Source organism: Polynucleobacter sp. AP-Nickl1-40-C4 (assembly GCF_035012665.1).
In the GTDB taxonomy this organism is placed as follows: Bacteria; Pseudomonadota; Gammaproteobacteria; order Burkholderiales; family Burkholderiaceae; genus Polynucleobacter.
On the sequence record NZ_JAYGQR010000007.1, the window covers coordinates 45,218 to 68,848 of the forward strand.

Annotated in this window: 21 protein-coding genes and 1 other RNA gene; 7 read left to right on the forward strand and 15 right to left on the reverse strand. The window is 46.1% G+C overall.

Features of this window, described 5'->3' with window-relative positions; translation table 11 throughout:
* Positions 1-20 precede the first annotated feature (20 nt).
* From rpsA to gyrA, 8 genes are all read right to left on the reverse strand, one after another.
* A complete protein-coding gene (rpsA, locus tag VC182_RS08670) occupies positions 21-1,694 on the reverse strand; it encodes a 30S ribosomal protein S1 (protein WP_072583667.1) in 1,674 nt (557 codons plus the stop codon).
* A 144-nt stretch (positions 1,695-1,838) separates the two neighbouring features.
* On the reverse strand, positions 1,839-2,501 hold the full coding sequence (gene cmk, locus VC182_RS08675) for a (d)CMP kinase (protein ID WP_072583668.1): 663 nt from the start codon (positions 2,499-2,501) through the stop codon (positions 1,839-1,841).
* A gap of 4 nt (positions 2,502-2,505) precedes the next feature.
* The gene (gene aroA, locus VC182_RS08680; protein ID WP_216122687.1) at positions 2,506-3,825 is read right to left on the reverse strand and encodes a 3-phosphoshikimate 1-carboxyvinyltransferase; all 1,320 of its coding nucleotides are present in this window, start codon (positions 3,823-3,825) and stop codon (positions 2,506-2,508) included.
* Positions 3,826-3,833: 8 nt separating this feature from the next.
* Positions 3,834-4,715 carry a prephenate dehydrogenase gene (locus VC182_RS08685; RefSeq protein ID WP_323485070.1) on the reverse strand — a complete coding sequence of 294 codons (882 nt, stop codon included), beginning with the start codon at positions 4,713-4,715 and terminating at the stop codon, positions 3,834-3,836.
* Positions 4,715-5,833: a histidinol-phosphate transaminase gene (gene hisC / locus VC182_RS08690; RefSeq protein WP_216122671.1), complete on the reverse strand. Its 1,119-nt coding sequence runs from the start codon at positions 5,831-5,833 to the stop codon at positions 4,715-4,717. The genes VC182_RS08685 and hisC overlap by 1 nt, the downstream gene beginning before the upstream one ends.
* A 54-nt stretch (positions 5,834-5,887) precedes the next feature.
* A complete protein-coding gene (gene pheA, locus VC182_RS08695; RefSeq protein ID WP_323485071.1) occupies positions 5,888-6,967 on the reverse strand; it encodes a prephenate dehydratase in 1,080 nt (359 codons plus the stop codon).
* Positions 6,967-8,064, reverse strand: coding sequence for a 3-phosphoserine/phosphohydroxythreonine transaminase (gene serC / locus VC182_RS08700; RefSeq protein WP_323485072.1), 1,098 nt, complete (start codon positions 8,062-8,064; stop codon positions 6,967-6,969). The genes pheA and serC overlap by 1 nt, the downstream gene beginning before the upstream one ends.
* Before the next feature lie 25 nt (positions 8,065-8,089).
* Positions 8,090-10,798 (reverse strand): DNA gyrase subunit A, encoded by a 2,709-nt coding sequence (gene gyrA / locus VC182_RS08705; RefSeq protein ID WP_323485073.1) that lies wholly within the window; start codon positions 10,796-10,798, stop codon positions 8,090-8,092.
* A 159-nt stretch (positions 10,799-10,957) separates the two neighbouring features.
* Between gyrA and ompA the strand changes: the two genes are divergently transcribed.
* From ompA to ssrA, 4 genes are all read left to right on the forward strand, one after another.
* Positions 10,958-11,527, forward strand: coding sequence for an outer membrane protein OmpA (gene ompA / locus VC182_RS08710; protein ID WP_323485074.1), 570 nt, complete (start codon positions 10,958-10,960; stop codon positions 11,525-11,527).
* 96 nt (positions 11,528-11,623) lie between these two features.
* Entirely contained in the window at positions 11,624-12,313 is a 690-nt protein-coding gene (gene ubiG / locus VC182_RS08715) for a bifunctional 2-polyprenyl-6-hydroxyphenol methylase/3-demethylubiquinol 3-O-methyltransferase UbiG (protein WP_323485075.1), read from the forward strand.
* An 8-nt stretch (positions 12,314-12,321) separates the two neighbouring features.
* Complete coding sequence (locus VC182_RS08720; protein WP_216122677.1) at positions 12,322-13,002, forward strand: HAD family hydrolase; 681 nt, start codon at positions 12,322-12,324, stop codon at positions 13,000-13,002.
* Positions 13,003-13,062: 60 nt separating this feature from the next.
* Positions 13,063-13,421: a transfer-messenger RNA gene (gene ssrA, locus VC182_RS08725) on the forward strand.
* Positions 13,422-13,492: 71 nt separating this feature from the next.
* Here ssrA and VC182_RS08730 read toward each other — a convergent pair.
* From VC182_RS08730 to VC182_RS08760, 7 genes are all read right to left on the reverse strand, one after another.
* Complete coding sequence (locus tag VC182_RS08730) at positions 13,493-15,571, reverse strand: TonB-dependent receptor family protein (protein WP_323485076.1); 2,079 nt, start codon at positions 15,569-15,571, stop codon at positions 13,493-13,495.
* An 84-nt stretch (positions 15,572-15,655) separates the two neighbouring features.
* A complete protein-coding gene (hemP, locus tag VC182_RS08735; RefSeq protein ID WP_072583679.1) occupies positions 15,656-15,835 on the reverse strand; it encodes a hemin uptake protein HemP in 180 nt (59 codons plus the stop codon).
* A gap of 3 nt (positions 15,836-15,838) precedes the next feature.
* Positions 15,839-16,276 carry an energy transducer TonB gene (locus VC182_RS08740; protein ID WP_323485077.1) on the reverse strand — a complete coding sequence of 146 codons (438 nt, stop codon included), beginning with the start codon at positions 16,274-16,276 and terminating at the stop codon, positions 15,839-15,841.
* 288 nt (positions 16,277-16,564) lie between these two features.
* Entirely contained in the window at positions 16,565-17,737 is a 1,173-nt protein-coding gene (locus VC182_RS08745; protein ID WP_323485078.1) for a class I SAM-dependent methyltransferase, read from the reverse strand.
* The gene (locus tag VC182_RS08750; protein WP_323485079.1) at positions 17,738-18,592 is read right to left on the reverse strand and encodes a pirin family protein; all 855 of its coding nucleotides are present in this window, start codon (positions 18,590-18,592) and stop codon (positions 17,738-17,740) included. It lies immediately after the preceding gene.
* A gap of 41 nt (positions 18,593-18,633) precedes the next feature.
* On the reverse strand, positions 18,634-19,185 hold the full coding sequence (locus VC182_RS08755; protein ID WP_072583683.1) for a carboxymuconolactone decarboxylase family protein: 552 nt from the start codon (positions 19,183-19,185) through the stop codon (positions 18,634-18,636).
* 35 nt (positions 19,186-19,220) lie between these two features.
* Positions 19,221-20,234 (reverse strand): tripartite tricarboxylate transporter substrate binding protein, encoded by a 1,014-nt coding sequence (locus VC182_RS08760; protein WP_216120579.1) that lies wholly within the window; start codon positions 20,232-20,234, stop codon positions 19,221-19,223.
* Positions 20,235-20,322: 88 nt separating this feature from the next.
* Here VC182_RS08760 and VC182_RS08765 point away from each other — a divergent pair, with 88 nt between their 5' ends.
* The 3 genes from VC182_RS08765 to VC182_RS08775 all read left to right on the forward strand — a co-directional run bounded on the left by VC182_RS08765 (position 20,323) and on the right by VC182_RS08775 (position 23,607).
* Positions 20,323-21,099, forward strand: a complete 777-nt coding sequence (locus VC182_RS08765) for a sulfurtransferase (protein WP_216120577.1) — start codon at positions 20,323-20,325, stop codon at positions 21,097-21,099.
* Positions 21,100-21,175: 76 nt separating this feature from the next.
* Entirely contained in the window at positions 21,176-22,180 is a 1,005-nt protein-coding gene (locus VC182_RS08770) for a tripartite tricarboxylate transporter substrate binding protein (protein ID WP_323485080.1), read from the forward strand.
* Positions 22,181-22,233: 53 nt separating this feature from the next.
* Complete coding sequence (locus VC182_RS08775; RefSeq protein WP_072583686.1) at positions 22,234-23,607, forward strand: MmgE/PrpD family protein; 1,374 nt, start codon at positions 22,234-22,236, stop codon at positions 23,605-23,607.
* Positions 23,608-23,631 lie beyond the last annotated feature (24 nt).

Genomic DNA, 23,631 nt, shown 5'->3' on the forward strand with positions numbered 1-23,631 from the left:
TGGAAAGCGGCGATATTGATTTAGCCTTGATTGTCCAATTTTGCTTTTAACAAAGCACCCAAATTGGTTGTGCCAGACTGCGCATCACCTTGGAGCTTGCTCATTGCATCTTGTTGATCAGAGCTGTCTTTTGCTTTGATTGAAAGATTGATAACGCGTGACTTACGATCAATATTAATGATCATTGCAGTAACGCTATCGCCTTCTTTCAATACATTACGTGCATCTTCAACGCGATCTGTTGAGATCTCAGAAGCACGTAAGTAAGCTTCAACTTCATCAGCCAAGTGAATAGTTGCACCCTTAGCATCAACCGCTTTCACAGTACCAGTTACGAGGCTACCCTTGTCGCTGACAGATGTGTAGTTGTTGAATGGGTCACCAGACAATTGCTTAATACCGAGAGAGATGCGCTCTTTCTCAACATCAATTGCCAATACAGTGGCTTCAACTTCATCACCTTTTTTGTATTTCTTAACAGCTTCTTCGCCTGGCTCATTCCATGAAATGTCTGAGAGATGAACTAAACCGTCGATACCGCCAGGCAAACCAATGAACACACCAAAGTCAGTAATAGACTTGATTGCGCCAGTTAACTTATCGCCTTTTTGTTGGGCACGTGAAAACTCTTCCCATGGATTAGCTTTGCACTGTTTAATGCCCAAGCTGATACGACGCTTGTCTTCATCAATGTCCAGAACCATTACTTCAACTTCGGTTCCTAATGCAGTAGCCTTGCTTGGAGCAACGTTCTTGTTAGTCCAGTCCATTTCGGAAACGTGTACCAAACCTTCGATACCAGATTCGATTTCAACGAATGCGCCGTAATCAGTCAGGTTAGTTACTTTGCCGAATAAACGGGTGTTTGGTGGGTAACGACGAGCGATACCAACCCATGGATCATCACCAAGTTGTTTCACGCCGAGTGAAACACGGTTCTTTTCTTGATCGAACTTCAAAATCTTCGCAGTAACTTCTTGACCAACAGTCAACATCTCGCTTGGGTGACGCACACGACGCCATGCCAAGTCAGTAATGTGCAAGAGGCCATCGATACCACCGAGGTCAACGAACGCGCCGTAATCTGTGATGTTCTTAACGAGGCCAGTAACAACTGCACCTTCTTTAAGGTTAGACATCAACTTAGCACGCTCTTCACCTTGGCTAGCTTCCACCACTGCACGACGTGACAACACTACGTTGTTACGCTTACGGTCAAGCTTGATAACCTTGAACTCCATCGTCTTACCTTCGTAAGGGCTGGTGTCTTTGATTGGGCGTGTATCAACGAGTGATCCAGGCAAGAATGCGCGGATACCGTTAACCATGACAGTCAAGCCGCCTTTAACCTTACCAGTAACAGTACCAGTAACGATCTCAGCTTGCTCAAGCGCTTTTTCCAAGTTCATCCATGATGCCAAGCGTTTCGCTTTATCACGGGAGAGGATGGTGTCGCCATAGCCGTTCTCAAGAGCGTCAATAGCAACAGAAACGAAATCGCCAGGAGCTACTTCAATCTCGCCAGCGTCGTTATGGAATTCTTCAACAGGAATAAACGCTTCAGACTTTAAGCCAGCGTTAACAACGACGAAGTTATGGTCGATGCGGAGAACTTCAGCCGAAATAACTTGGCCGGTCTTCATATTCGATCGGGTTAATGATTCTTCAAATAGTTCTGCAAATGATTCAGACATGTGTATTCACTTTGTGCCGTCAGAAGGCCTGACGGGTTAGATTGAAAAAGTCTTCAAGAAACACGCTAATGAAAAGTCGCGTTGTGGAGTTTCTTAAGACACCAAAAACTACTGCTTACAACTCACTGCTAAAACAACTACAAACTAAGCAATCGCAGATTGATACCAATCCAAAACTGTCTTAACTGCTTGATCTATCGACAAATTCGATGTCTCAAGCACTTTTGCACCATCTGCAACTAACAAGGGTGCGGTACCTCGACTACTGTCTCTAGCATCGCGCTCCTGCAAATCTTGCAGCAAGTCCTCAAGTTTAGCAGAAATTCCCTTAGCTATCAATTGCTTATAGCGACGCTCGGCTCTGGCAGCTGCCGTTGCAGTCAAGAAAACCTTCAAAACGGCGTCTGGGAATATGACACTTGCCATATCCCTGCCATCGGCTACCAACCCAGGAGATTGACGAAAACTGCGTTGCAGGCCCACCAAAGCGGATCTCACCTCAGGGTGGATGGCTAAAGCGGAGGCCCTTAAACCCATACTTTCAGTACGAATAGCATCTGTGACATCCTCGCCATTTAGCAAAATTCGCCCATTTTTGAATAAAATCAATAACTTAGGGACTAAAAGTCCAAGTTCTAGGCCATTTTCAACGTTAATTCCCTTTTTTTCGCTAGCTAAAGCCACTAAGCGATAGAGGGCGCCACTATCCAAATAATGAAAGCCCAGCTTTTCTGCAACGAGTGAGGCAACCGTACCTTTGCCCGAAGCAGTTGGACCATCAATAGCAATGACTGGGAAAGAGCTCATGAACTTAGTTCACTACCTTTGCAAACTCTGTGAAGTAAGTCGGGAAGGTTTTTGCTACGCAATTAGGGTCATTGATCTTGAGTGCATTTGGGCCAAATGCAGCAAGTGAGAAGCACATGGCCATGCGATGGTCATCATAGGTATCAATACCTTCAATCGGAGACTTCCAATCACCGGGTAATGCAGGGGCTTGCACAACAATATAGTCAGCACCTTCTTCAACGATTGCACCAACTTTTTTCAATTCTTTTGCCATTGCCGCAATGCGATCTGTTTCTTTAACGCGCCAGCTAGCAATATTGTTTAAACGCGTTGGGCCTTCTGCAAACAAAGCAGCAACAGCCAAGGTCATCGCAGCATCCGGAATTTCAGTGCAATCAATGGTGATGCCATTAAGCTTGCCATTGGCATTTTTCACACCAGATACTTCGATCCAATCTTCACCAGCATTGATCTTGGCACCCATAAGCGCAAGTGCATCAGCAAAAGCCACATCACCTTGAATACTATCCTTACCAACGCCAAGAACTTTTATGGGACCAGCGCCAATAGCACCAAGAGCCAGGAAATAAGAGGCTGATGAAGCATCGCCCTCAACAGATAACTGACCAGGACTCTTGTACACAGAATCCGAATGTTTTGCAGGAATAATGAATGACTGTTTATCGGGGCAAGCAACCGTCACGCCAAAGCGCGCCATCAGTTTCAAAGTGATATCGATATACGGACGTGAGATGAGTTCTCCAATTACCTCAATACGTACCGGCTCCATCGCAACCAAAGGCAAGGCCATGAGCAATGCAGTTAAAAATTGGCTTGATACATCGCCGCGCACTTTAACAACATCTTTAATCCGAATCGCTGCAGCGGATATTCTGATCGGTGGATAGCCTTCCTGCAATTCATAGTCGATCTTTGCGCCCACTTGACGTAAACCATCCACCAAATCCCGTATTGGTCGCTCATGCATGCGGGCAACACCAGATAAACGATAGTTACCACCTTGCATTGCTAAAGCTGCGGTTAATGGACGCATCGCAGTGCCGGCATTACCCATAAAGAGGTCCGCCTCCTGCACCGGGAACTTACCACCACAACCCTCGACTACGCATACTTGATTAGGTTGATCGGTAAAGGACAATCCTAATTGACGCAAGGCACTGCGCATGACTTGAGTGTCATCTGCATCTAATAAATTCTTGAGAGTGGTTGTGCCACTGGAAAGGGCTGCAAGTAGCAATGCCCGATTTGAAATACTCTTAGACCCTGGCAAAACAATCGAGCCTTGGGCTCGCTTGAATGGACCAATACTAATATCTGGCAAACCACTCATCAAAGTACATCCAAATCTTGACGCGCTTTACTCGCCTTATTGAATAATTTTTCTAATCCAGGGCCATCGTTCTCAGCAATCAGTTTACGCATATGACTCACAATCAACAGATACTGATCTAACTCTTTCAGAATTGCAGTGCGATTACCTAAGCAAATGTCGCGCCACATCTCGGGACTTGAAGCTGCAATACGGGTGAAATCTTTAAAGCCAGCACCCACATGACTAAGCTTTTGATCAGCGTCTTCAGAATTCACTACGCTAGCCATTAAGGCATAAGACAAGATATGAGGCAGATGCGAAACTGCTGCATAAATCGCATCATGTTGTACAACACCAATCTTTTTCACCTCAGAACCAACGGATTCCCAAAAACCCGTGATCAAAGAGGTATCTTCTGGTGAGTTTTCCTGCAAAGGACAAATAATGGTTTGCTTACCTTGAAATAAATCTGCCTTAGCCGCACTGGCCCCGTGCTGAGCGCCGCCTGCAATCGGATGAGCCGGCACAAATTGACATGCCTTCTTACCCAACACCTCCTTGGCAGCCAAAATCACATCGCCTTTAGTGCTGCCGGCATCGGTAATCATGGTGCGAGGCTCAAGATGTGGCTCCATCATTTCAAATGCAGCGCGCATTTGCGCTACGGGCACACAAAGTACGATGACATCAGATTGCTTGGCTGCCTCAACCAAATCCACCACACCATCAATCGCACCCATCTTTTGCGCTTGATCTAAATTTTCTTTGCTACGACCTACGCCCAAAACTTTTGTCACCACACCCGCCTGCTTGAGTGCCAAACCCAATGAGGCACCAATCAAACCAACACCAACGATGGTGACGGTACCGTAATTACTTGCTGGATTAATGATGGTCATTAGGACAGTATTTCTTTTAAAGCGGCAATGAAGGCTGCATTTTCTTCTGGCAAACCAATCGAGATACGCAACCATTGTGGCAAGCCGTAGTTACCCACTGGGCGAACAATAATGCCGCGCTTAAGTAATTCCAAATTAATGCGAGCACCAGCTTGGTCATCATCACCCACCTTAACGAGTACAAAGTTGCCTGCAGACGTCAGATAGCGTAAGCCTAGTTCATCGAAAGCTTTGGTGAGCTGGGCATAGCCAGCACGATTGAGTTCAAAACCTTGCTGCAAAAATTCTTTGTCCTGAAAGGCTGCAATAGCAGCAGCCTGGGCTAGACTATTCACATTAAATGGCTGACGAATACGATTCAGTAGATCAGTTAAATGCGGTTGTGCAACCCCATAACCAATGCGCAGACCGGCTAAACCATAAGCCTTGGAGAAACTGCGCGACAAAATCATATTAGGGAAGCGCTTTACCCAAGCAATGGCATCGTAGCGTTGCTCAGGCGTGAGGTACTCGTTATATGCTTCATCAAGTACAACAACTACATTTGATGGAACTGCAACTAAAAAGTCTTCAATCTCTTTAGCTGTCAAATAACTACCAGTAGGATTATTGGGATTAGCCACAAATACCAACTTTGCCTTGTCGCCAGATGCTTTAATTGCCGCCAACATGGCTGGTAGGTCGTGGCCATAAATATCCGTAGCAGCCACTTCAATTGCCTTAGCGCCAACAGCCTGAGTGGCTAAGGGATAAACAGCAAAGGCATGCTTTGAGAAGATCACTTCATCGCCCGCTTGCGCCACTGCACGGGCAGCCAATTCCAGAATATCGTTACTGCCATTACCTAAGGTAATCCAGTCTGTTGGCACACCCAATCGATCGGCTAAAACATTCTTTAACTCAAATCCATTGGAATCTGGGTAGCGGCCTAAGTCACCTGCAGCCTTGAGCATTGCATCTTGTGCGGACTTTGGCATGCCTAATGGATTTTCATTGGAGGCTAGCTTCACAATTTTATTTTCATCAAGGCCATACTCACGCGCAACTTCGCTGATAGGGCGACCACCAACATAAGGGGCGATCGCATGAATATGTTTTAAGCCAATCTTAGAAGTCATTCGAGCTTTACTAATTTATTTACTAATACACAGTTAGTTACAGTTAATCTTGGATTAGGTAGAGTGAGGATACGAGCCAAGGTTCTTATAGAAAGCTGCAACCCCTTTTAACTCTTCAAGCGCCTTCACCACTTTCGCATCATCTGCATGACCAGCAATGTCAATATAGAAGTGATATTCCCAAGTACCTTTGCGTGCAGGACGAGATTCGAAGCGATTCATAGAGACACTATGCGTTGCCAAAGGCGCTAATAAGCGATGAACGGCACCAGGCTGGTTATCAACAGAGAGCACCAAAGAGGTCTGATCTTTACCGGTTGGCTGGCAGGCGTAGTTACCAACCACAACAAAACGGGTGCGATTATGCGGATCATCCTGAATCTGTGCAGCCACTGCTTGCAAGCCATAAGCTTCTTGAGCGGGATCACCAGCAATTGCAGCCAGAGTAGGATCACTTGCCGCCATGCGAGCTGCTTCCGCATTACTACTCACCGCTTGACGCTTGAGTTGTGGAGCGTGCACGCTTAACCATTGCTGGCACTGCGCCAATGCTTGAGCATGAGCGCAAACGGTGGTTACACCATCCAAGTTACCGCTCTTAGTCAACAAGTGATGACGAATTGGCAATACGACTTCGCCGCTAATACGCATAGAAGAGTCGAGCAATAAATCCAATGTGCGAGAAATCGCACCTTCATTAGAATTCTCAACAGGCACTACGCCAAATTGTGCCGCGCCCTTCTCTACTGCTTTAAAAACCTCATCCAAACTGGCACAAGGCAATCCAGCAATGGAATGACCAAAATAAGTTTGCGCAGCTTGCTCAGAGAATGTTCCAACTGGGCCAAGATACGCAATGGTTTGACGTGCTTCTAATGCTCTGCAAGCAGACATGACTTCACGCCAAATTGCAGCAATGCCATCTGGCAACAACGGGCCTTTATTAATTTCTTGCAGGCGAGCAACTACTTGGCGCTCACGTTCTGGACGAAATACTGGCGAAGCAAAACCGCCTTTAATGTGCCCAACCTCTTGCGCTGCTTTAGCACGCTGAGTCAACAAATCTAATATTTGCGCATCTAATGAATCAATTTTTTCCCGCAAGGGTGCTAAGCGCTGTTCTTCAGTACTCATTAAGCCCGCCTTTCAAAGTCGCGCATAAATTCAACTAAGGCTTTTACACCCTCAATTGGCATTGCGTTATAGATGCTGGCACGCATACCGCCTGCAGCTTTATGGCCACGCAAGGCAACCAAGCCAGCTGCGTTTGATTGCGCCAAAAACTCTGCATTCTGGTTCTCATCTTTTAAGAAGAAAGTCACGTTCATGCGTGAGCGATATTCTTTGGTGACACGATTCTCATACAAGCTACTTTGATCTAAGAAGTTATAGAGTAAATCCGCTTTTTCTTGATTACGCTTTGCAATGGCTTTCACTCCGCCTTGCTTAAGCAGCCACTTAAAGCCTAGGCCAGCCATATAAATCGAAAATGTCGGCGGCGTATTGATCATCGACTGAGTATTGGCCTGCACAGCCCAATCCCAAATCGTGGGAGTAATGCCCATGCTGTGACCAATTAAATCCTTACGCACAATCACAATCGTCACGCCAGAGGGGCCGATATTCTTTTGCGCACCACCAAACCAAACGGCGCACTTGTTCACATCCATTTCTTTAGAAAGAATATTGCTAGAGATATCCGCAACTAGTGGAATATCACCAACGTCTGGCACATCTGGGAATTCAACACCGCCAATCGTTTCATTGGCACAGTAGAGAACGTAAGCAGCATCACCAGATAACTTCCAAGTTGATCTTGCCGGAATGGTATTGAATTTTTCTGCGGCTGAAGAGGCAGCTAAATTTGCAGTGCCATACTTCTGCGCTTCTTTATAGGATTTTTCTGACCACACGCCAGTAACGATGTAATCCGCCTTCGGTTCGCTCTTGGCCAAAGGCATCAGGTTCATGGGGATGGCTGCATTTTGCCCAAGACCACCGCCTTGCAACAGCAAAATTTCATAATTATCAGGAATATTCATGAGGGTGCGCAAATCTTGCACCACCTCCTCATACACTTCCATAAACTCTTTGCTGCGATGACTGATTTCCATCACGCTTGTACCAAGTCCACGCCAATTGAGCATTTCATCGGCAGCCTGCTTCAGCACCTCTTCAGGCAAGGTAGCAGGCCCCGCAGCGAAATTGAAAATGCGGCGGTCAAAAGTCATGATGTGTCTAGCCTAAAGGTGACGCTTAAGCGTCACCTGCCGTATCGTCATTAGAGTCGGTTGTTGGGTCAGCAGATACATCACCTTCTACTGCGCCATCAACTTCTTCGTCCGAATCGCTCTCAGCAATACGCTGCAGACCTGATAAGCGCGTACCTTCATCCACATTGATCAAAGTAACGCCTTGAGTAGCGCGCCCCATTTCACGGATTTCAGAAACACGCGTGCGAACCAAGATACCGCCAGTAGTGATCAACATAATTTGATCTTCTGGAGATACCAATGCAGCCGCAACTACCTTACCGTTACGCTCTGAAGTCTGAATGGCGATCATGCCCTTTGTGCCGCGTCCATGTCGAGTGTATTCAGCGATTGGCGTACGCTTACCGTAACCATTCTCTGTAGCTGTCAATACGCTACTTGGAATTGCAATTCCGTCCGCATCAACCACAGCCGCTTCAGCACCTTCTGCAGCTTCTGCTGGAGCAACCAACATAGCGATCACTTGATGACCTTCACCTAAGTTCATGCCGCGCACACCGCGTGCGGTACGACCCATTGGGCGAACATCGTTCTCGTCAAAGCGCACTGCTTTACCAGCGTCAGAGAACAACATGACATCGTGCTGACCATCGGTAATCGCTGCGCCAACTAAGAAGTCGTTTTCATTCAAGTCAACCGCAATGATGCCGGCCTTACGTGGGTTAGAGAAGTCAGACAAGCGAGTCTTCTTCACAGTGCCCAAGCTAGTAGCCATAAAGACGTAATGATCATCCTGGTAGCCCTTGATCGGCAGAATCACAGTGATCTTCTCGCCTTCAATCAGAGGGAACATATTGACGATTGGCTTGCCACGAGAGGTGCGACTACCTTGCGGCACTTCCCAAACTTTGAGCCAATACATCCGACCGCGATCGGAGAAGCACAAAATAATGTCATGGGTGTTCGCAACGAAGAGTGTGTCAATCCAATCTTCGTTCTTAGTAGCTGCAGCTTGCTTGCCGCGACCACCACGTTTTTGTGCGCGGTATTCACTCAGTGGCTGACTCTTCATGTAACCAGTATTTGAAAGCGTCACCACCATGTCTTGCGGTGTAATCAAATCTTCTGTGAAGAGTTCAGTGGCATTCATCTCAATAAATGAGCGACGACCTGTGTCGCCACCAGCAATACCAAACTCCGCTTGAACTTCTTTCAACTCGGATTCGATCACTTGAGTGACACGCTCTGGCTTTGCTAACAAATCAAGTAAGTCAGAAATCTCTGACATCACTTCTTTGTATTCGTTAACAATCTTGTCTTGCTCAAGACCAGTCAAGCGTTGCAAGCGCATCTGCAAAATTTCTTGCGCCTGACTATCAGAGAGACGATATAAGCCAGTAGTTTGCATACCATACTCAGGCAACAATCCTTCTGGGCGATAGGCGTTACGGCCGCCTGGTGTATCTGTCTCAGCACGTGCCAACATCTCACGCACCATCGATGAATCCCAAGCTTTGCCCATCAATTCTTGCTTAGCAATCACTGGGTTCGCAGCAGCTTTAATAAGCGCAATGAACTCATCGATGTTTGCCAATGCAACAGCCAAACCTTCTAAGACGTGACCACGATCACGAGCTTTGCGTAATTCAAAAATCGTGCGACGTGTCACTACTTCGCGACGGTGTTGCAAGAAGTACTCAAGCATCTGCTTCAAGTTCAACAAGCGTGGTTGGTTATCTACCAAGGCCACCATGTTCATGCCGAAGTTATCTTGTAACTGAGTGCTCTTATACAAATTATTGAGAACGACTTCGGGCACCTCGCCGCGCTTCAACTCAATCACAACGCGCATACCAGATTTATCTGACTCATCACGCAAATCAGAAATACCTTCTACTTTTTTCTCATTCACTAACTCAGCGATGCGCTCGAGCAAGTTCTTTTTATTTACCTGGTACGGCAACTCATCAACAATGATGGCTTGACGCGCGCCCTTATCCAAATCTTCAAAGTGAGTCTTAGCGCGCATAACCACACGGCCGCGGCCAGTGCGATAACCCTCGCGAACCCCTTGAACGCCATAAATGATGCCGGCGGTTGGGAAATCCGGGGCTGGGATGATCTCAATGAGCTCATCAATTGTGCATTCAGGGTTGTGCAGCACGTGCAAACAGGCTGTAACCACCTCATCGAGGTTATGAGGGGGGATATTGGTCGCCATACCTACAGCAATGCCAGAACTGCCATTTATGAGCAAATTAGGCACTTTGGCAGGCAGAATCAAGGGTTCTTTCTCGCTACCGTCGTAATTCGGCCCAAAATCGACAGTTTCCTTGTCCAAATCGGCCAAAAGCTCATGAGCTATCTTGCGGAGACGGATCTCGGTATAGCGCATTGCAGCAGCGTTATCGCCATCTACGGAGCCAAAGTTACCCTGCCCATCAACCAGCATATAGCGCAGAGAGAAGTCCTGGGCCATCCGAACGATCGTGTCATACACCGCAGAATCACCGTGCGGATGGTATTTACCGATTACATCGCCAACTATGCGGGCAGATTTTTTGTAAGCTCGGTTCCAATCGTTGTTTAATTCATACATTGCGAATAAGACCCGGCGGTGAACCGGCTTGAGGCCGTCACGCACGTCTGGCAGGGCTCTGCCGACGATGACGCTCATTGCGTAGTCCAAATAGGACCGCCGCATTTCGTCTTCGAGGGATATTGGTAGTGTTTCTTTAGCGGCTTGTTCCATCTAGAAATAATATCATTTTGATGACAGGTAGGCCCTATGCTAAGATTCTGTCAGTTTGTACGAAATTGAGATGTGTCGCTTTGCAGTTTTTGCATCAAGGTAGGGCGAATTACATTTAAGTTTGACTTTAATTAAAAAAGAGATTTTTGAGGACTAAAAATGAACAAAACCCTAAGAGTGTTGCTCGCTTCTGTTATTACTGTTTCTGCTACTGCAGCGATGGCTTCTGATAACTGGCAAAACGGCGATGGCGCCCTAAACTGGAAAAACGGCGATGGCACATTGTGCTGGCGCGATAACAACTGGACACCTGCTACTGCAGCTAAAGGTTGTGACGGTGCGTTGACTGCTGCTGCTGCTGCTGGCGTTAGCCAAAGCAAAATCACTTTGCAAGCTGACACACTTTATGACTTCAATAAGTCTGATTTGAAACCAGAAGGTAAAGCTACATTGGACAAGATCGCTGCTGACTTGAAGAAAATTAAGTTAGAAGTAATCATCGCTGTAGGTAACACTGACAGCGTTGGTACAGATGCATACAACATGGCCCTCGGTCAGCGTCGTGCTCAGTCAGTTAAGACTTACCTGACAAGCAAAGGTGTTGACGGTAGCCGCATCTACACAGAATCAAAAGGCAAGAGCAATCCAGTTGCATCAAATGCAACTGCTGAAGGCCGCGCTAAGAACCGCCGTACTGACATCGAAGTTGTTGGTACAGCAGCTCAGTAATTCACTTTACTTGTAAAAAAGCCCGCTTCTAGCGGGCTTTTTTATTTCCGCTATATTCATAAACTTCTCCTATAGCCTTACAGATAAGCAATTCATATGAACGTCGACCAGTCAGAAATCGCCAAATTTAGCGCTCTAGCCCATCGTTGGTGGGACCCTAATAGTGAATTCAAACCCCTGCATGCCATCAACCCACTGCGCTTGAACTGGATTAAGTCCTTTGTTAGCCTGGAAGGCAAGAAGGTTGTTGATATTGGTTGCGGCGGCGGCATCTTGGCGGAATCCATTTCTCAATCAGGCGCAGACACAACCGGTATTGATTTATCAGAAAAAGCACTTAAGGTTGCTGAATTGCACGCATTAGAAGTGGGCGCAAACCTCACCTATCGCTCTATCTCGGCCGAAGCGTTGGCTGATGAGCAGCCCGAACAATACGATGTAGTGACTTGCATGGAGATGCTTGAACATGTACCGGACCCAGCTTCAGTGGTGCGCGCTTGCGCCAAACTTTGTAAGCCTGGTGGCACGTTATTTTTTAGCACCCTCAACCGCAGCCCTAAGTCCTACTTATTTGCCATTATTGGCGCTGAATACATTCTGAAATTACTACCCAGAGGTACTCACGAATACGCTAAATTCATCAAACCCTCTGAACTCGTTGCTTTTACACGTCATGCAGGCTTAGAAATGCTCGGCATGAAGGGTATGAGCTACAACCCACTCACTCAGGTCTATAGCTTGAGTGATGATGTGGATGTGAACTACATGATTGCCGTTCGTAAATAATTCAAGATATGAGCAATCTTTTCAGCCCTTATGCCGGCATCTTTTTTGATTTAGATGGCACATTAGCCGATACTGCACCTGATTTAGTAGCGGCAACCAATCAATTGCTCGTTGCGCGCAATCTTGCGCCTAAGCCTTATGAATTTCTGCGTCCCTATGCCTCAGCTGGTGCTCGCGGATTACTCGAAGGCGCCTTTGGCATTAGCCCCGATCATGCAGATTTCACTCTATTGCGCGATGAATTTTTCAGTAATTATGAAAAAGCATTGCTGGTAGAGAGTAAATTATTCGATGACATGAGCCATTTACTCGATCAAATGGATCAAGCCAAGCTCCCCTGGGGCATTGTTACAAATAAAAGTGAGCGTTTCACCAACCCTCTTACTGAATTAATGGGTTTGCGCCAACGAGCTATTTCTACAGTTTCTGGCGATACAACACCGTATTCAAAACCCCATCCTGAACCTATCTTGCACGCCGCTAGAATAGCTAAAGTAGATCCTACAAAATCACTTTATATAGGCGATGACATTAGAGATGTTGTGGCAGGCAAAGCAGCAGGAATGAAGACTGTCGCAGCCGCTTATGGCTACTGTGGCTGTAAAGAGCCTCCAGAGGCCTGGGGAGCCGATTACATCGTTAATCAACCCCTCGAGCTATTGCAAATCATCTTTCCCAATAGGGAATAAAAGATATTCAACAATTTAAAGCTAGCGGCTTTAAAATACCCTTTCCTAAGCATGCAATCTGGGACCGACATGGTTTCGACGTGGGTTACAAAGCATCAAGGGCATACCGAGGACCCGTTATCTCGTAAATCAATGGGAATGTTTTAACTGCAAACGACGAACGTTTCGCACTAGCCGCTTAATTGCGGTTGCCCCTGAACTGATTCTCTCTTGGGTCAGCTAGCGCAAGCTAGATCAGGGTCATTTACAAGAGATAAGATCATTTCATGTCACGGGGAATGATTCGAAAACTTAGTGAATCGTCAGCGTGGAACGTGTCAATCTGTGCCTAGCTGGCTAAATTAAATGATATGACTAAGTATGTAGAACTTGTTGTGGAGGATTTGCGGACGCGGGTTCGATTCCCGCCGGTTCCACCATTTTGAAGTAACAGTCAAACGCCACCTATCTGGGTGGCGTTTTTCTTTGCTTTAGGAATCCATCATTCTTATTAATTGAATTGATAACTCATGCCAGCTTGGAAATTGAGAGGCGCTCCAGCAAAAATCCCGTCAGGACTCCGGCTGGAAATATATCTCTTATTAAATACATTATTAATCACTCCAAACACTTTCCAATCTTTGTTGATGGCGTAGTTAGCACTCCAATTGACTGTTGTAAAGGCAGGAACCTCGCCTAAAGTTCCAATGGCATTTTGCGCAACCGTATTTGCCGAATCCGCATACTGAGCAGAAACATAATTCAGATTGACTAAAGTATTGAAGCCATTCTTTTCGTAGCTAACACCCAAATTTGAGGTTAATTTAGGCGTGTACGGAATGCGATTACCATCTCGCCCCAAAGAGCTCGTGCCAACAAACTTAGCCACCGGGATATAAGTAGCATTACCATTAATGCCCCATCCCCCTCCTAGCGCATAAGCCAAGGACATCTCGGCACCTTGATGCAAACTTTTACCGCCATTGGCTTTAGAAATTCCGGCAGCTAAGCTCTGATTCACAACTTGATTACTGAAGTTCATGCTAAAAATAGCTGAATCATAAGTAAAAGCACCAGAGCGACCACGTAGACCGAGCTCCGTATTGGTTGAGCGTTCTGGGGCTAACTGCTGATCAACTCCTTTGTCATCAATTGCGGTGGCTAACTGTGCTGGCGCAAAACCTTTATAAACACTACCGTACGCCTGCACTTGGGGAACAAGCTGCCAGGTAGCACCAATTTGTGGAATAGTTTCTACATTCTTAGCGCTACCAGCTTTTCCAGTAGCAGCATTTGAACGGGTCTGGTTATAACTTTCCACTCGTACCCCAGGAATAAGGGCAAAGTCTTTGCTCAGCAAGAAACGGTTTTGCGCATAGACCGCCACTGAATTAGCCTTGTTATCTTCCTGCGAAGTGAGTCGACCAGAATAGGCTAGAGTTTTGGAACTCACTACTTGATTGATTTGAGATTCGGTATGCATGCGCAATCCAAACTCTGCTTCATTCGAAATCCCCAGAGCCTTATAGGCATGACTTACCCGAGAATCGATGCCCAGCATTTGAAACTCTCGATTTCGTCCAATCAGACAATCACCACCTACATTGCAGGCTCTAAAGACTGTCGATTCCTGTGTACGTTTAACAATACTTTGCCGCCAATAATCTCTAGATAACCTGCTCCAATACATCAAAGTATTGATTTTGGTCTCAGGACTAATTTCGATAGCATGATTGAGATCTACTGCATTTCTTTGGGTAATAAAGCGGTCATTTGACGCTGGATTATCTCTTGAGTGAGTGCTGTACTGATTTGGTCGCAGACCTACATATGAGGTATTGATATTGTTATCGTAATGGGTATATTTGAGACTTAACCACTGATTCTGTGCAATCTCCATCCCCCCTTTCACCAAGATGTCATACATCTTGAAACCATTGCCTTGGTATCCATTGGACTCAGATTGAATCAGATTTATTCCTCCAATGGCGCCATTCGATGATGATTTTCCCCCTGCCTCAAGCTCTGCTAAACGATATCCGTAGTTACCCACTTTGCCGGTTAACTTAAATCCTGGAGCAGGTGTTTTGCTAAGGTAATTCACCACGCCACCAATATTGGATGGGCCATATTTCAGGCCCGATGCGCCCTTTAAAACTTCAATCCCACCGATTTGCTCTACAGGTGGGCTGTAATAGGAAGCATTGGAAATGAAGAGACTTGGTTGAATGGGAGCGCCATCCTCCAGAAGAAGAACCTTGGAGCTGCGACTCGGATTTAATCCCCGAATACCAATATTCGGAATAGATCCTAGGCCACCCTCATCTCCACGGACATTGACACCAGGAACTGTCTTTAATACGTCTTGTAGCGACTGAGGCTGTAACTCCTCCATCCTCTGTTGGTTAATGACATCAACCGTTCCTGGAATTTTATAAAGGGCATTCTCCTCTCGACCAACAATATCAATCCTAGGTAACTCAATATCTTGAGCATTAGCCCAAACTGAAAAAGATCCTCCATATAACAATGCAAACGATGAAAACCAGGCCAACCGAATTCGAGGACGAACAACTTCTTGATGCTTCATATACCATCTCCAGTGATAAAAACAAAAAATCGCTGGCTATATGCATATGAAAATGCTCTTGCTGGCTAGTAAGTTAATTCATATTTACTTCGTCAAAATGAGCTTCCCTAATTTAGTGATGCGCAATTGATATGAATGCCCATCATGCAAAATGAAGATCTGTTTTGTTCGCCCCAATAAGATTTCGCTTGGAATGGTTATGGGAAAAATCTGGGTTGATCGAATGCATTTTGAATCAATATCTAAGATATTTTTCTCGCTCAAGTACTAGCCTTCCAAGGTAAATTGAATTGGTGTTTGAAAGCATTGCAAAGAAAGCTGGGTGGGAGTTATTGCAATAGGCGCAAATCTCCACTGAGCCAAAGCCTTGATGACTGAACGATCTAAACCCTGAAAGCCTGAGCTCTGGGTGATGCCAACTTCTTGCACAAGGCCTTGATCGCTGACACATAGTCTTGCAATGACCAAGCCTTGTTCCTTAAGCTGTCTGCTGACTAAGGGGTAATGTGGTTTAGGGCTGTGTATGGCCTGTCTAGCTGCGCCTGCTGCTAGAAGCCCAGCCCCCTTGCTATCACTATGCGCATGGGATTCATTTACAGCACTGGAACTATCAAGCTCACTTTTAGGGGGTGTTTTGACTTGGGATGCAACCAGAGATTTTTGCTGCTGAGGTGCCGGGGCACTTTTACCCACAAGATTTACCATCAGAAAATCTGGGGCAGATAAATTAGACCCCGCAAATGATCCCGATAAAAGCATCAATAGCGCTAATAAATGAGAGAAAGTTACCCCCGAAATTAGCAATACATTTCTAGACAATGCACCAGAAAGCAAATGACACCCTTAAAAAATAAATGAGAAAAACTATATTCAACTTACCGAAAAAATGTGTAGTAAGTTAACTACTGCTCTCAATGATTTTAAGGGTGATGTAGTGGATTAACAACCATGATCCCAATGGGGGCGGGGCTTGTAGGGCTATTTAATGTGGTACTACCTTTGGGTTAATCGCCAGAGTGAAGTGACTTCTTTAGATCTCGCTGCATGCAATGCATCAGCTTTATCAAATGCTTTTGGATGTGTTGGTTTGGTATCTAAATGCGTAATCACTTTCAAGCCTGCATGCTCAATCCAAATTAAAAGCTCTTCTCTCGTTCTCAATCCTAAGTGCTCTGCTAAGTCAGAAAGAATGAGCCAACCCTCACCATTTGGTAGTAGATGATCCTTTAATCCACTCAAGAAACCCTTCAGCATCTGACTCTCAGGGTCATATACAGCATGCTCTAGCGAAGAGCTTGGTCTGGCTGGAAGCCAGGGAGGATTACAAACAATGAGTGCAGCCTTTCCTTCAGGGAAAAGATTGGCTTTGTGAATTTGAATTTCAGAATTTAAACCCAAAAGATGAATATTTTCTTTCGCACAAGCAATCGCTCGATCACTTAGATCAGTCGCAATAATTTTTTGAATATCTCGTAGAGCCAAAATAACGGCTAACACTCCAGTGCCCGTCCCAATATCAAAAGCTATAGAGCTTTGTTTTATTGCTTCTGGTAACGGGGCTTTCAGAATCAAGCCAATATACTCACTACGCACAGGAGAGAAAACACCGTAGTGCGGATGAATGCGCACCTCTTGATCATCTCTGGTGAGAACTTGAACACCTGTCTTGCGCCACTCATGAGCGCTAATCACGCCAAGCAACTCACGCAAAGAAATTACATAGGAAGTTTCTTGCGTTCCATAGGCCTCAAGGCAGGCCTGCGCTACATCTGGGGCGCGTCTCAAAGGTATCGTATGGTCAGCATCTACCTGAATGAGAACCATACCCAAAATACGTGCGCGCTGAGATTGGGTGAGTCGATGCAGATTAAATGTATCTAAGGGGCTTTTGATTTTCTCTTTTGAAACTCTGTCAGCTCTCGTAGATTTCTTGGAAGGCTTATCCACCCTTCTTACCAAAGCTTGTAAGAGTTGCCGCGCATTCTGAAAGTCACCCCTATAGAGCATCGCAGTACCTTCACAAGCTAAGCGATAAGCAATATCAGCGGTCAGCGTGTCATCCGCAATCTGAATTTTTTTATGGGGGGCAATGCCATTTTCAGAATGCCATTGAGCACTATGAGTTTGTCCAGCATCCTCCCATTGAAGGGTTGTTGATTGATTCACCTAGGTAACCAAAAACCGATTGTTTTGATAATCATCGATGGCTTGTTCAATTTCAGAGCGAGTATTCATCACAAAAGGGCCGTACTGAACGATAGGCTCATGCAAGGGCAAAGCTGCTAGAACAATAAATTGTGCGCTTATAGATCCTGATCTTGCCTTTAAAAGATCGCCATCACCAAGAACAATGGCTGCCTGCTTTGGAGCTGGCATCATTGGGCCGCCTAATTCCAGCCCGCCTTCATATACATAAACAAATGCATTGAGCTCTTTTGGAATGCGTTGCTCAAACTCTGCGTTGGGTGGTAAATGCACATCTAAAAATAGAGGTGCAGTGGTAATCCCCTGAATCGGGCCTTGAACTGCTTTACCGACATCATCATATGCACCCGCAATGATCTTGACTGAGCCCCCATTTGCCAAAGCAATCTTCGGAATATCTTCAACCTGGATATCTTTATAGCTAGCCGGCTTCATCTTCTCTTTTGCAGGTAAATTAATCCACAACTGAAAGCCGCGCATGGCACCGCTCACTTGCTGTGGCATCTCAGAATGAATAATGCCGCGCCCAGCCGTCATCCATTGCACGCCACCAGTTTTCAGATGCCCTTGGTTTCCCAAATGATCCTCATGCAACATGTGACCTTCCAGCATGTAGGTCACCGTCTCAAAACCCCGATGGGGATGTGCCGGAAAGCCCGCTACATAATCATTTGGATCGCTGGAGGAAAACTCATCAAGCATCAAAAAAGGATCTAATCTGACTTGATTTTGACCGCCCAGACTACGACGCAATTTCACACCCGCACCATCAGAAGTGGCAATGCCAGGAATAATGGTTTGGATGTTGCGGATCATATTGATGAATGCTTTGACTTGGCTTTGGCTAAGCTTTAACTTTAAGCCGGAGGATGATCTTCAGGATTGACATCGAGGGCTATCAAGAATCGAGAAACCATATTGTAAGCGGCGATTACCGTGACTAATTCCACGGTATCCGTGCTTCCCAAAGCCTTTTGCAAGCGCTTCATTAATTCAGGATCCACTTTGATATTGCGCGTCATCTGAAAAGTGAGTTCGGCAGCGTCGTTCTCCACCGGAGAGTACAGATCTTTTGGAAAATTCGGTTGCCCAATGAGTCGCAAGCCTTGGACCTGCTCTTCAGTACCGCCCGCTTTCTTAAAAGGTGGCGCATGGTGAAAGAATTCATATTCAGCACCATTCAAGACGGCTACGCCACACATAGCCAACTCGCGCAACTTCGGATCCAAAGACAGGTTATTACGAATCTCTCCAATGAAATGATTCCAGCCCTCTGCAATTGGAACGCTATGCAAGAGCATGCGATCTAAATTAATAAACTGACCGCCTCGTCTTTTGCGAATAGCTGCAACCAACTCTGCTGGCTCTGCCAAATCCATTGGCTGATACGGAATTAAACGTTCTGACATGTTTACCTTTTATCAATACTGCTTATCAACAACTCTTACTGAGCAGTTTCTTTAATATTGTTTTCAATCACAAACTTACCCCAGATACCCATTTGCTTGCCGATAAAGTCTTGTGCAGCAACTGGGGTGCCACCAACAATTTGAATGCCTTGCATTTTGAACTTCTCAGCGACAGCAGGCGTCTTCAGGGCTTTATTTAATGCCTTATTCATTGCATCGATCACTGCCGGAGAGGTCTTACCGGGGGCCAATACCGCCCACCAAGCTGGCGCACTAAAGCCTGGGAAGCCGCTCTCAGAAATTGTCGGCACATTAGGCAAGGATGGTGAACGCTTGGCAGTTGTAATCACTAGCGGAATAACTCCACCGTTATCGATATGAGGCTTCACCAAAAATTCCGAGCCAACAGCCAACTCCACTTGACCGCCCAAAGCATCTTGCATTAAAGGACCGCCACCACGATAAGGGATGTGATTCCAATCAAAGCCCGCTTGTTTTGCCAGACGCGCCATTGCTAAGTGACCCAAGCTACCAATTCCAATGGAGCCGTAACTAAATTGCTTGCCTGTCTTGGAAAGATCCACTAATTGCTTAAAACTGGTGATACCAGATTTTTTGCTGGCAACCAACACCATCGGTGATGTGCCAACCAAAATCACGGGAGCAATATCTTTTATCGTGTCATAGGGAAGTTTGTCTTTGAGACTAGGGTTCACACCATGGGTATCAAATACTACTGCAAAGGTATAGCCATCCGGATCGGACCGAGTCATTGCGGAGGTACCAATTACACCAGAGGCGCCACCAACATTTTCCACAATCACGTTTTGCTTCAACTCTGCTTGCAAAGCAGGTGCCAATATACGAGCAACCTGGTCAACTGAGCCACCTGGCGGAAAGACCGCAATCAAACGAATTGGCTTTTGGGTGGGCCATGTGCCAACACCCGCATTTTGCGCCAGAGCAACACCGCTTACTCCTAAGGCCATCAAAGTGGCTAATAGGCTGTTTTTAATGGCTTTTTTAGCCATTTTCACTAAATCCTGCATGGACTTGTCTCCTCTAGATAAGACCTCAAGATTAACACCCCCTCAGCCTATTTGCTCGATAATGCAGCTGTAGCCCAGTGAGAGAAAAATGAAGTCGATTCTAAATATTGCCGCCTATTTATTTGTCAGCCTAGATGGCTTGCCAGAGCTGCGCGCCAAAATGCTGGATGAATGTACTGCGCGCCAGTTGAAGGGAACAATTCTTTTGACTGGTGAAGGCATCAATATGTTCCTTGCCGGTAAAACAGATGAGCTACGTGGATTTATGGATTGGCTCCGTACCGATCCCCGTTTTGCCCCACTTCAAGCAAAGGAGAGTTGGTCCGAGGATCAGCCCTTCAAGAAGATGTTGATCAAACTCAAAAATGAAATTATTCGCATGAATCACCCAGCGATTCGTCCTGAGGAAGGTCGCGCTAATTTCATTAGCCCCAAAAAACTGCAGGAGTGGTTAGATCGCGGCACTGACGATCTAGGTCGCCCTGTAGTGATGGTTGATACTCGCAACGCCTTTGAAGTCGACTACGGCACTTTTGAGAATGCATTGCATTTCAATATTGAAAAGTTCACCGAGTTTCCAGCGGCAATTTCTGCACATAAAGATGATTTAGCCGATAAGACGCTGGTCAGCTTTTGTACGGGTGGTATTCGCTGTGAAAAATCTGGCTTATATATGCGGGAAATTGGCATGGAGCACAGTTACCAGCTAGAGGGAGGTATTTTGAAATATTTCGAGGAAGTGGGTTCCGCACATTACCAAGGCAGCTGCTTTGTCTTTGATGAACGTGAGGCGCTGGAGCCAAACCTAGACTCCATCCCCGTAGAGCACTCCATTCGAAAGAAACTCAAAGCTAGCCAAGCCTGAGCAGGGCTAACGCTACCAATAGTAAAATAACTTGGCTGTACAAAACTAACTTATAACAATAATTCGGACTCGAGACATGTCTAATACGATCAATCGGCAAAAGCCGATTTTTTTGTCATCCCTTCTCTTTGCTTTTTTGGGATTGGCATTCCATTTCAATGCGCAGGCGCAAAGTGCAGCAGTAGCCTACCCAACCAAACCTATCAAACTGATTGCACCAGTAGCTGCTGGTGGCGGATTAGATAATATTGCACGAGCTGTTGCGGAAAAACTCTCTAGATCTATTGGTCAAACAGTAGTTGTAGAAAATATGGGTGGCGGTGGCGGATCAATTGCTTCACAAGCAACTGCTAAAGCGCCAGCCGATGGCTACACACTCATGATTGCTTATGTAGGGACACACGGCACCAACCCTGCTGTCCGTAAATTACCCTACGATGCCATTAAAGACTTCACACCGATTGGCATGATTGGCGCAACACCTAACGTACTCATCATTAATCCTGATCTGCCCATCAAGAGCTTCAAAGAGTTTGTGGATTACGCAAAAAAGAATCCCGCCAAGTTAAGCTATGGATCTGCTGGCCCCGGAACACTGACACATCTCGGCATGGAGCAACTGAAGCTAGCTGCTGGAATATTTATGGTGCATGTGCCCTATCGTGGCGTAGGTCCTGCTTACACGGATCTACTGGCTGGACAGACCCAGGCAATGTTCCCCACTCTATTTGCAGCATTACCTTATATCACCACCAATAGGGTTCGCGGGCTTGCCGTTACTGGTGCCAAACGCAGCCCAGTAGCGCCTAATATTCCGACCTTCAAAGAGCTTGGCTATAACGGCTTTGATGGCCAACAGTGGTATGGCTTGGTAGGTCCTGCAAATCTTCCACCCGCGATTGTTGCAAAGCTCAATGCTGAATTAAACAAAGTTCTAGCATTGCCAGACTTCTCAGAAAAAATGATGAGCGAGGCTTTGACTTTAATGCCAATGACACCTCCTCAATTTACCAATTACATCAAAGAAGATATTGCACGCTGGGCTAAGGTTGCCAAAGACCGTAATATTGAAATCGATTAATTTTCAATATCCACTTATTTAAAAATACTCACACTTATTCATAGGAAATTGATATGTCTCACGCTATTGCCGCAGCAGCTGATCTCAATGCACCACCAGTCACCAAAATTTTGGCGGAGTTTGTTAATACTCATCCAAGTCAAGGATGGACTCCAGAGGTTGAGCACGAAGCGCATCGTACATTCTTAAACTGGCTTGGTTGTGCGATCGGTGCAGCCAATCATGAGAGCGTTGAATCATCATTAGCCGCTATTCGTGAATTTCAACCAGCGCCACAAGCCAGCATCCTCGGCCGCAAAGATAAAGTGGATATGGGTGGAGCGGCATTGATTAACGGCATCAGCTCACATACTTTTGACTTTGACGATACTCACCTCAAAACCGTGATTCATCCAGCGGGTCCGGTAGCATCTGCAATCCTAGCCTTAGGCGAACACATTGGTGCCAACGGTCGTCAAATGATTGACTCTCTAGTTCTTGGCATTGATGTTGCCTGCCGCGTTGGTAACGCAATGTATCCAGATCACTACCATCGTGGCTGGCACATCACTGGCTCTACTGGCATGCTGGGATCTGCTGCGGCATGTTCACGCTTAATGGGTCTTGATCTGCAAAAAACAACTATGGCTTTAGGCATTGCAGCCTCCCAACCGGTTGGTATGCGCGAGCAATTTGGCACGATGACCAAACCCTTTCATCCGGGTGGCGCAGCACGTGCAGGTCAACTTTCTGCACTGTTGGCAAAACATGGTTTTACTGCAAGTCCTAAAGCACTTGAAGCGGGTCGTGGCTATATGCAAACCGTTTCTACTAAGTGTGACTGGTCAGAAATTGATCGCGCCCTCGGAAAATCTTTTGAGATTTCCTTAAATACCTATAAACCTTTTGCTTGCGGAATTGTGATTCACCCAGCCATTGATGCTTGCGCCCAATTACGCGCCCAAGGCGTGAAGGCAGGAGAGGTTGAACGCATTGAGTTGCGTGTTCACCCACTGGTACTCGAATTAACTGGCAAGAAAACACCTAAAGATGGACTAGAAGGCAAGTTCAGCGTGTATCACGGCTGCGCTGTAGGCTTGATGTTTGGTCAAGCAGGTGAAGGTGAATATGCGGATGACATCGTTAACCGTCCTGATGTCGTAGCTTTGCGCGCTAAAGTGAACGCGACTACCGATACCTCTATTAGCGAAGCATCTGTGGACGTTAAAGCCTTCCTAAAGGATGGCAAAGAAGTGCATATCTTTGTAAAGAATGCGATTGGCTCTGTAGAAAATCCAATGAGCGATGCCAACTTGGAGCAAAAATTTACAAGCTTGGCAGAGCCAGTAATTGGCAAAGAGAAAACGATTCAGTTAATTTCTGCACTCTGGAAATTAGGACAAGCGCCTGATCTCAAGCAAATCCTGAACCTTTGCACACCAGACTAATATTCAACTGAAAGATTTTCATCC